General features: G+C 59.8%; 10 protein-coding genes. 4 read left to right on the top strand and 6 right to left on the bottom strand.

Annotation, left to right across the window (positions count from 1 at the left end):
- The first annotated feature begins 63 nt into the window (after positions 1-63).
- Positions 64-396, top strand: a complete 333-nt coding sequence (gene trxA, locus AEYBE204_RS21470; RefSeq protein WP_023460416.1) for a thioredoxin TrxA — start codon at positions 64-66, stop codon at positions 394-396.
- Positions 397-576: 180 nt separating this feature from the next.
- Here trxA and AEYBE204_RS21465 read toward each other — a convergent pair whose 3' ends face one another.
- The 6 genes from AEYBE204_RS21465 to AEYBE204_RS21440 all read right to left on the bottom strand — a co-directional run bounded on the left by AEYBE204_RS21465 (position 577) and on the right by AEYBE204_RS21440 (position 6,298).
- Complete coding sequence (locus tag AEYBE204_RS21465; RefSeq protein ID WP_023460415.1) at positions 577-1,875, bottom strand: folylpolyglutamate synthase/dihydrofolate synthase family protein; 1,299 nt, start codon at positions 1,873-1,875, stop codon at positions 577-579.
- A 146-nt stretch (positions 1,876-2,021) separates the two neighbouring features.
- Positions 2,022-2,462 (bottom strand): hypothetical protein, encoded by a 441-nt coding sequence (locus tag AEYBE204_RS21460; RefSeq protein WP_023460414.1) that lies wholly within the window; start codon positions 2,460-2,462, stop codon positions 2,022-2,024.
- A 59-nt stretch (positions 2,463-2,521) separates the two neighbouring features.
- On the bottom strand, positions 2,522-3,457 hold the full coding sequence (locus tag AEYBE204_RS21455; RefSeq protein ID WP_023460413.1) for an acetyl-CoA carboxylase carboxyltransferase subunit beta: 936 nt from the start codon (positions 3,455-3,457) through the stop codon (positions 2,522-2,524).
- Positions 3,458-3,562: 105 nt separating this feature from the next.
- Positions 3,563-4,381: a tryptophan synthase subunit alpha gene (trpA, locus tag AEYBE204_RS21450; protein ID WP_023460412.1), complete on the bottom strand. Its 819-nt coding sequence runs from the start codon at positions 4,379-4,381 to the stop codon at positions 3,563-3,565.
- A gap of 3 nt (positions 4,382-4,384) precedes the next feature.
- Positions 4,385-5,599, bottom strand: coding sequence for a tryptophan synthase subunit beta (gene trpB / locus AEYBE204_RS21445; protein ID WP_031229494.1), 1,215 nt, complete (start codon positions 5,597-5,599; stop codon positions 4,385-4,387).
- Positions 5,600-5,635: 36 nt separating this feature from the next.
- A complete protein-coding gene (locus tag AEYBE204_RS21440; protein WP_023460410.1) occupies positions 5,636-6,298 on the bottom strand; it encodes a phosphoribosylanthranilate isomerase in 663 nt (220 codons plus the stop codon).
- Between the two features lie 222 nt (positions 6,299-6,520).
- On the opposite strand from AEYBE204_RS21440, the gene AEYBE204_RS21435 reads away from it, so the two are divergent.
- The 3 genes from AEYBE204_RS21435 to AEYBE204_RS21425 are packed head-to-tail and all read left to right on the top strand — an operon-like array spanning position 6,521 to position 9,196.
- Positions 6,521-7,465 carry a glucokinase gene (locus AEYBE204_RS21435; protein WP_023460409.1) on the top strand — a complete coding sequence of 315 codons (945 nt, stop codon included), beginning with the start codon at positions 6,521-6,523 and terminating at the stop codon, positions 7,463-7,465.
- Positions 7,466-7,517: 52 nt separating this feature from the next.
- The gene (locus tag AEYBE204_RS21430; RefSeq protein ID WP_023460408.1) at positions 7,518-8,429 is read left to right on the top strand and encodes a diacylglycerol kinase family protein; all 912 of its coding nucleotides are present in this window, start codon (positions 7,518-7,520) and stop codon (positions 8,427-8,429) included.
- The gene (locus AEYBE204_RS21425; protein WP_023460407.1) at positions 8,426-9,196 is read left to right on the top strand and encodes a metallophosphoesterase; all 771 of its coding nucleotides are present in this window, start codon (positions 8,426-8,428) and stop codon (positions 9,194-9,196) included. Before AEYBE204_RS21430 ends, AEYBE204_RS21425 begins: the two co-directional genes overlap by 4 nt.
- Positions 9,197-9,257 lie beyond the last annotated feature (61 nt).

Here is a 9,257-nt window from a genome sequence, read left to right as displayed (position 1 = left end):
ACCTACCTTGGGGGACGAACAAGCGTATCCGCCCCTGATACAGACGGGCAGTTAGGAATTCTCATGTCCAGTGCAACGGTAAAAGTCACCGACGAATCCTTCGAAGCCGACGTCCTGAAGTCGGACAAGCCGGTTCTGGTCGATTTCTGGGCCGAATGGTGCGGCCCGTGTAAACAGATCGCGCCGATCCTCGACGAACTGGCCGAGGCCTATGGCGACAAGCTGACCATTTCCAAGATCAATATCGACGATTCGCCGATGACACCGTCGAAGTTCGGCGTGCGCGGCATCCCGACCATGATGCTGTTCAAGGACGGCAAGATGACCTCGATGAAGGTCGGCGCCATGCCGAAGTCGAAGCTGGTCGAGTGGCTGAACGAAGCAGGCGTCGCTTAACCTGTACCTCCCTGACTTGTCGGGGAGGGGGACCGCACGAGCATGCGAAGCATGTGAGATGTGGTGGTGGGGATTCTTGCTTCTAACGACTGTGGCCGTTGAACCTCCGCAAGATACCCCACCACCACGCCTTTCAGGCGCGGTCCCCCTCCCCAGAAAAGCTAGGGAGGAATAAGAAGTTCAGATCGGCCACGTTTCAGGCGAGAGCGCGAGCACATCGCCGGCCAGATAGAGCGAACCACAGATCAGCACCCGTGCGGGTTCCGGTCTAAGGCGCTGAATAGCTTCCAAAGGGCTTGTGGCCACCGTGGCCTTAAGCCCTTTTTCGTGTGCGGTCGCGGCCAATTGTTCGGGCGGTATCACAGCGTCGGACGAAAAACTGACACAGGTTATATCGAGGTCGAGACCTTCGAAATGGCCGAAAAATTCACCGGCGTCCTTGGTGTTGATCAGACCACAGATCAGATGCAGCGGCTTAGGGTCACGTACATTAAGCGCTTCGATATGGGCGCGCAAAGCACGGGCGGCATGGGGATTATGCCCGCCGTCGAGCCATAGTTCGCTGTCGGCGGGCAGAGCGGCCACCAACGGTCCGGACCGCAGGCGCTGCATCCGGGCGGGCCAGACGGCGGTTTGCAAGCCTCGGTCGATGGCATCAGGCGAAAATCCCAGTAGGCGCGCCGCCTTAATGCTTAAAGCCGCGTTGTCGATCTGATGCGCGCCTGACAATTTGGGCAGACTGAGATCGAGTAGCGCATCTTCGTCCTGAAAGACCAGTCGACCATTTTCCTCATAGGCATTGAAGCCCTGACCAGCGGTATAGAGCGTGCAGCGACCCTTTAGCGCGGCGCGCTCGATGACGGTTTCGGCCTCGTCTTGCTGACGGGCGCTGATAACCGGGAAACCGGGTTTGATAATCCCGGCCTTTTGTTTCGCGATGGTCGTCAGGTCGTTGCCGAGAAAGGCCTGATGGTCGTAGTCGATCGGCGTGATGATCGAAATCTTCGGTTCCCGGACGATATTGGTCGCATCCAGTATGCCACCGAGCCCGGTTTCCAGCAGCAGCAGATCGGCCTCGACCTCTGACAACGCCAGAAACGCCGCGGCGGTGGTGGCTTCGAAAAAAGTCAGGGGCGCGCCATCATTGGCCTTTTCGACACGATCCAGCACGTCGGCGAGATAATCGTCCGTGATCAGAGTGCCTGCCAGCCGGATGCGCTCAGCGAAGCGCACCAGATGCGGCGAGGTATAGACGTGGACGCGCAAACCCTGCGCCTCGGCCATGGCGCGCAGCAGGGCAAGGGTCGAACCCTTGCCGTTGGTGCCCGCGACGTGGACCACCGGCGGCAAGCGGTCCTGCGGACGGCCCAGAGCTTCGCAGACCCGGAGCATACGCTCCAGCGTCAGGTCGATTTTCTTGGGGTGAAGCGCCTTGAGGCGTTCCAGCGGGGCATCGAAGGGTAACAGGCGGTCGGTCATTAGCTACTTCCCCCTCTCCCTTGAGGGAGAGGGTTGGGGTGAGGGGGAACAGGTTCAGCGAGCGCGGTGGACATTTCCCCCTCACCCGGCCCTGTCGGGCCACCCTCTCCCTCAGGGAGAGGGGATAACCGGCTTTAGCACCTGTTTTAAGTCAAAGGGAGGGCTTTCGATGCGTCCTTGTCCGGGCGACGTACCAGCCAGAACACCGATCCGATACAAAACCCTAAAACGGCATCCAGAAGTGAGGTGCTTAACAGATCGCCGATTGCGGTAACTGAACCCACCGCAAATCCCAACAGAGTAGATGGTAGGGCGAAGTGCCAATACCGGTTCAGCCCCTGCGATTGCATCACCGCCTGTACGGGTAAGCCTATAACCAGAAGACTGAATAGTATTATCGCGAAATAAAGGACGGAACCAAACAAAACAAAAATCCAGATTTCATCGTCATTCGGATTATCGAGTGTGCCGTAAAGGATATGATTCCTAATCGCGACGAAGGTCGGCAGCACGATCACAACGACCATTGCGGCCAGAATGCAGGCCCATACTGACTTTATTAGTGGCCAGTATATGTTTCGTTTCACAGGTTCCCCCTCAGTCACCTGCCCTTAGCCATGGGGTATGGGGTCTGTGACCCCACGTCCTATGCCGCCCGGCGCTTGCCGTCCATCAGCATCGACATCAGCGCGCCCAGCACGTCGGGTAGTTCCGAACGCGAGACGACGCGATCGACCATGCCCTTGTCGACGAGGTATTCCGCACGCTGGAAGCCTTCGGGGAGCTTCTCGCGAATGGTGGTCTCGATGACGCGCGGACCGGCAAAGCAGATCAGGGCACCGGGTTCGGCCAGATGGATGTCGCCGAGCATGGCGTAGGAGGCCGAGACGCCGCCGGTCGTCGGGTCGGTGAGGACCACGATATAGGGCAGTTGCGCCTGTTTCAGTTCCTGAATGGCCAGCGTCGTGCGCGCCAGCTGCATAAGGGACAGGGTGCCCTCCTGCATGCGCGCGCCGCCGGACGCCGTGATGGCGACCATCGGCACTTTGCGCTCGACGGCGTAGCGACAGGCGGCGATGAAGGCTTCACCCGCGGCCATGCCCAGCGATCCGCCCATGAAGGTGAAGTCCTGCACCAGCACGACGCAGGGCACGTCGGCGACGCGACCGTAGCCGATCTGCATAGTGTCTTTGGCGCCGGAGGCTGCGCGCGCGGCCTTGAGGCGGTCGGCATAGGGCTTGCCGTCGGAGAAGTGCAACGGGTCTTCGGGTACGGCGGGCGTATCGAGGGCCTCGTATTCGCCGTCGTCGAAGGTGTAGCTGAGGCGGGTTTGCGCATTGATGCGCATGTGGCGTCCGGCCGGCGTCACCCACAGGGCGGCTTCGAGGTCCGGGCGGTAGATCATCTCGCCGGTGTCGGGGTCCTTGACCCAGAGATTTTCGGGGGTTTCGCGTTTGGACACCAGTTTGGACACGCCGGGGGCGATCTTGGCGAGCCAGCCGCCGCTGTCGCGACGATCCGTGGGGCGGACGGTATTCGGCAAGGTGCGTCTACTCTTGGCTAATTTGTCGGCGATGGCCATGTACAGTCGTAACTCCGGTACGCTTAAAAAGCTATGTGTTGTTCTGACCTGCGTCGGCAAATAAAGGGTTAACGAGACCTTTACCGCCGACGGTCGGAGCCACGCTTAGTTTCTGGCGTTATGAACAGCCTGAGCCAAAATGCCGGCGGTTTCCAGCACTTTCGCCTCGATGGGGGAATTTCCCGGTAAAGATTTCGCGAGTGCGTCCACCAGAACGGAGCCCACCACCGCCCCGTCGGCGATGCGGGCGACCTCAGACGCGCGTTCCGGCGTCTTGATGCCGAAACCGACCACGACGGGCAGTTGAGCGGCCTCCTGAACGCGTTTGACGGCCCCGGCTATCCCTTGCGCGTCGGCTTCCTTGACGCCCGTGACGCCAGCGACCGAGACGTAATAGACGAAGCCCTTGGTGCGTTTCACCAAGGTTTTCAGGCGCTTTTCATCGCTGGTCGGGGTGATCAGGCGGATCAGGGCGACATCGGCGGCATCAAGCGCGTCGGTCAGGCCTTCGGCCTCTTCCGGCGGGCAGTCGACGACGATGACGCCGTCGATACCGTGGTCGGCACAGGCCCTGGCGAAGGCAGGATAGCCCATATTCTCGACCGGGTTCATATAACCCATCAGGATCAGCGGCGTGTCGGCGTCGATTTCACGAAAACGTGACGCAAGTGCGAAGACCTGAGCGATCTTCGTTCCGGCCTTGAGCGAGCGTTCGGCGGCCAACTGGATGATCGGGCCTTCCGCCATCGGATCGGAGAAGGGAAAGCCCAGCTCGATGATGTCCGACCCGGCCTCGGCGAGGCCTTTCAGGACGTTGAATGAGGTTTCAAGGTCCGGATCACCGGCCATGATGTAGGAGACGAAGGCCGCCTTGTTTTCCGCTTTCAGCTTGGCGAAGCGGGCATCGATACGCGCAACCGTCATGTCTTACATTCCACTCATGGTCTGACCGATGGCGCTGGCCACGGTGAAGATGTCCTTGTCGCCGCGACCCGACAGGTTCAGCACGACGATGCCGCCCTTGCCGACCTCTTGGGCCAGTTCACCGACGCGGGCAATGGCGTGCGAGGATTCGAGCGCCGGGATGATGCCCTCAAGCTTCGACGTGAGCTGGAAGGCGTCGAGCGCTTCCTTATCGGTCGTATAGACGTATTTGGCGCGGCCCGTGGCGAACAGGTGGGCGTGCTCCGGCCCGATGCCCGGATAGTCGAGGCCCGCCGAAATCGAATGACCTTCGAGGATCTGTCCGTCGTCGTCCTGAAGCAGGTAGGTGCGGTTGCCGTGCAGGACGCCCGGACGCCCGCCGTTCAGCGACGCGGCGTGGCCGTTATAGACGTCGAGTCCGTGACCGGCGGCTTCGACACCGACAATTTTCACGCTCTCATCGTCGATGAAGGGATGGAACAGACCGATAGCGTTCGAGCCACCGCCAACGCAGGCGATGACAGCGTCGGGCAGGCGGCCTTCCAGTTCGAGAATCTGCTGCTTGGTTTCCTTGCCGATGACGGTCTGGAAGTCGCGCACCATCTCTGGATAGGGATGCATCCCGGCGGCGGTGCCGATCATGTAATAGGTGTCGTGGACGTTGGTGACCCAGTCGCGCAGGGCTTCGTTCATCGCGTCTTTCAGCGTGCCGTTGCCGTTGGTGACCGGCACGACGGTGGTGCCGAGCAGGTTCATGCGGAAAACGTTCGGCTTTTGCCGCTCGACGTCCAGCGCGCCCATATAGACCGTACACGGCAGATCGAACTTGGCGCAGACGGTGGCCGAGGCCACGCCGTGCTGACCGGCACCGGTTTCGGCGATAATCCGTGTACGTCCCATGCGCTTGGCCAGCAGGATCTGACCGATACAGTTATTGATCTTGTGCGCGCCGGTGTGGTTCAGTTCCTCGCGCTTGAAATAGATTTTCGCGCCGCCGTAATAGTCGGTCAGGCGCTCGGCGAAATAGAGCGGCGAGGGACGACCGACGAAGTGTTTCAGCAGCGAATGGTACTCGGCCCAGAAGGCGTCGTCGTTTTTGGCGACGTCCCACGCCTCACCCAGCTCCAGAACGAGCGGCATGAGGGTTTCGGGGACATATAGCCCGCCGAAATCCCCGAAACGGCCCTTGTCGTCGGGCAGATTATAGCGGTTCGACAGAACCGGCGTTTCAGTGGACACAGCTTAGACCTTTTATTAAATTGCCTTTACGGCCTTGAGGAACTGAGAGATCAGGGACGGGTCTTTTAGTCCGGGCGCGCGCTCGACGCCAGAGGAAACATCCACCATCGGCGCTTTCGATTGCGAAACGGCCTCGGCCACGTTCCACGGGGTCAGACCACCGGCCAGAAGCCACGGCGCTTTCGCCGGATACCCCTCCATCAGCGTCCAGTCGAAACGCGCCCCCACACCGCCGGGCAGGGCCGCATCCTTCGGCGGTTTGGCGTCGAACAGCAGATGATCGACCACACTCTCATAAAGCGCGGCATTGAGCACATCGGCACGCGATTCGACGCTAATCGCCTTGATGAGCGGGGTCTTGAAGCGGTCGCGGATATGGCGGACGCGCTCAAGCGTTTCGTGCCCGTGAAGCTGGATCAGATGCGGTCTGGCGCGGGTGACGATAGCCTCAAGCAAGGTATCGTCGGGGTCAACCAGCACGCTGACGCATTTGACGTCGCGGCCCTTGTGTAAAGCATAGGTGGTCGCATTTGCAATCAACTGCGCCATCTGATCAATGTTGAGATGACGCGGCGACCTGGGGAAAGAAATAAACCCCAACATGTCAGCGCTATCATCTATAGCCTGACGCGCGGTATCATCATCCCTTATACCGCAGATTTTTGTCTTGATCGTCATGGGTTGCCTTGATTTTCCGGTCAGATGCGATGAAATTTAAGAAAAATCAACCATTAAAAGCCATCCTCCATTAATCCCATAAATCATATGGGACTCAGTAACCAGGCCAGGCCCGCACCTAAGCCTTAAACGCATTTTCTATCTTATGGAAAATGCTTCGAGCCCTGTCCGCAGCGTACCCCCAGACCGGAAACCGGCGGGGCCTTACAGAGGGAAACACCTATGGCATCCGTTCTTTTGAGCGACTTGTCGAATAGCGCCTATATGAAACTAGCTCTGGCACATCCGGGGGAGCGGCCAGAGGTATCGACCCTTTACCCCTGTAAATCCATCGAAGAATTCAACGGTTCGGTCGTCGATTTTCTCGACGCGCACGACAACCCCGACCTGTTGGGGGCGGCGGTGTCGGCCTGCGGCTGGGAGGTCGAGGGTGGCTTTTCCATGCCGAACCACGGCTACCGCATGGAGCGCAAGGATCTGCGCGAACTGCTCAATATCCAGCGTCTGCACATCGTCAATGACTGCGTGTCGCGGGCCATGGCGGTCGAGCGCCTGTTCGACAGCGAGGTGATCAAGGTCTGCGGCGGCGACGGCGAAGACGGCCTGACCAAGGCGCTGATCGGTTCGGGCCGCGGTCTGGGGGTCGCGGGCATCGTGCAGGACGATCTGGGCAATCCCACCATCCTGCCCTGCGAAGGTGGGCACGCCGATCTGGCGACCATCAGCCCCCGCGAGGCCAGTGTTTTCGCGCTTCTTGAGGCCCGCTACGGCCACGTGTCGCGCGAACGCGTGGCGTCGATCAACGGGCTGGCCGAAGTCTATGAGTGCCTTGGCCGGATCGACGAGGGCGACACGCGCCGCGTCAATGTCGCCGAGGTGGTGGCCCTGGCCCATATCGGCGACGCGCGGGCCACGGAGGCGATCAGCCTGTGTCAGGGATGGCTGGCGGCTATGGCGTCCGACACGGCCCTGATGCTGGGGGCGCGCAGTGGGGTCTATCTGTCGGGCGAATTGCTTGAGTTGATCGGCGAACTGATCGACTGGAAAGCCTTCGAGGCGCGCTTTACCGACAAGGGACGACTGACGGCCTATATGCAGGACATTCCCGTCTATCTGACGCGCACCGCCGATCTGGAACTGATCGGTTTGACGACCCTGTTCAGGTAAACTCTAGTACCCACACATTGAATCTTTGCACCTTGCCCGGCACATCGGAGGCATGGGCAACGCATTCAATATCCTCATCAACGGCAAGGCCGGGACCGTCCTGAATCTGGGACAACCGGCCATAGAAAGCGCCGTCGAATCGTCCGGCATCGCGCTTAAGGAGCTGTGTTTCAGCGAACCCGACGACATGGAGGCCAATCTCAAGCGCTTCAGCGAGGACGAGGCGCCCCTGCTGGTCGGCGGGGGCGACGGCACGCTGCTGTCGAGCGCGGAATATCTGTCCAAACACACCCAAAAAGCCTTCGGTGTCCTGCCGTTCGGGACGATGAACCTGCTGGCCAAGGACCTGTCGATCAACACCCTGTCTGAGGCCCTTACCGCCTATGCGGGCGAGTTCGAGGAAACGGCGATGGACGCCGGTTTCGTCAACGGCCATATGTTCCTGTGCTGCGCCTCGATCGGCACCATGCCTCAGGCCTCGGTCTATCGCGAAAAGAACCGCGGTACCAATATCATGCTGTTGATTCCGCAGTTGTTTTTCTTCGTCATCGACAATTTCGAAAAGCGCAAGAGCGAGCGCATCGTGCTCGATATCGACGGCAAGATGACCAAGTTCCGTTCCCCGGCGGTGGTCGTCTCGATCAACCGTTTTGCCGATTCAACACTGCTGACCCAGAACAATTTCAAGCGCGTCAGTTTGCAGGGCGGCGAACTGGCCGCCTATATTTCCACAACCAAGACCCGCGCCTCGCATCTGCGTTTCGTGACCAGCCTGCTGTTCGGGCACTGGCTGAAAGACCCCGATCTCAAGGAAATATTTGCCAAGAAGATCAAGCTATGGAGTGGTCACAAGAAACAGCTGGTCTCCATCGACGGCGAAGTCGTCAAGATGCCGACGCCACTTGAATTCACGCTGAAAGCTCGTCACGTTCACCTGCTGGTGCCGAAGGGGGCGCATATATGAAGATCGCCCACATTTCGGACCTGCATTTCGGCGCCCATGACCGTCGCATCACCGAAACCCTGCTGGCGCAACTGTTGGAGGCCAAACCCGATCTGGTGCTGGTCAGCGGCGACATAACCCAGCACGCCTTGACCGTGGAATTCGTCGAGGCGCGCGACTTTTTCAATCTTCTGCCCATGCCGGTGTTCATGATCCCCGGCAATCACGACCTGCCCGGCATGGATATCATGCGTTTCATCGCCCCGTGGCGACGATACAAAAAGTACCTGCGCGAAGACATGAACCCGGTCCTGCGCAGCGATCTGGTCGATATCAAGGGCATCAACAGCGCGCGCATGATCCTGCCGGCGACGAACTGGGCCTATGGTTCGATCAGCGCCGCACAATGCCACGATCTCACCGAGACCTTTGCCACCTCGACCGCGCCCTGGCGGTTGCTGACCGTGCATCATCCTCTCCTCAATCCGAAGGACTTTCCCCTCGACATCACGGTGTTCAATGCCGACAAGCTGCTGAAAACCATAGATGAAACGAAGATCGATATCGTTCTGGCCGGACACCAGCACCACGCCTATGTCGAGACGCGCCTGACCGGGGGCCATACTACCCTGTTCGTCTGTGCCTCGACCGCCATGTCGACGCGCATCCGCAAGCAGCCGCAGGGGTTCAATATGCTGACGTTCGAGGAAAAGTCCGTGCGCATCGAGATGTGGCAGATGGGCAAGGAGCGGTTCGAACTATTTTCCGTCGTCAGCCATACGAAATGAGGGCCGCATAAGGCGCTTAAAGCGCTGAGGTGTGGTAGTGAGGGCTCATGACTCTTATGCG

It is taken from the genome of Asticcacaulis sp. YBE204, from assembly GCF_000495855.1.
Classification (GTDB): Bacteria; Pseudomonadota; Alphaproteobacteria; order Caulobacterales; family Caulobacteraceae; genus Asticcacaulis.
This window is presented reverse-complemented; position numbering and strand designations above follow the sequence as displayed.

Bases quoted from the DNA above. Each gene is read 5' to 3' on its own strand.
- AEYBE204_RS21440 (WP_023460410.1), bottom strand. From the start codon at position 6,298: ATGACGATCAAGACAAAAATCTGCGGTATAAGGGATGATGATACCGCG.
- trpA (WP_023460412.1), bottom strand. From the start codon at position 4,381: ATGACGGTTGCGCGTATCGATGCCCGCTTCGCCAAGCTGAAAGCGGAA.
- AEYBE204_RS21465 (WP_023460415.1), bottom strand. From the start codon at position 1,875: ATGACCGACCGCCTGTTACCCTTCGATGCCCCGCTGGAACGCCTCAAG.
- AEYBE204_RS21435 (WP_023460409.1), top strand. From the start codon at position 6,521: ATGGCATCCGTTCTTTTGAGCGACTTGTCGAATAGCGCCTATATGAAA.
- AEYBE204_RS21425 (WP_023460407.1), top strand. From the start codon at position 8,426: ATGAAGATCGCCCACATTTCGGACCTGCATTTCGGCGCCCATGACCGT.
- trxA (WP_023460416.1), top strand. From the start codon at position 64: ATGTCCAGTGCAACGGTAAAAGTCACCGACGAATCCTTCGAAGCCGAC.
- AEYBE204_RS21430 (WP_023460408.1), top strand. From the start codon at position 7,518: ATGGGCAACGCATTCAATATCCTCATCAACGGCAAGGCCGGGACCGTC.
- AEYBE204_RS21455 (WP_023460413.1), bottom strand. From the start codon at position 3,457: ATGGCCATCGCCGACAAATTAGCCAAGAGTAGACGCACCTTGCCGAAT.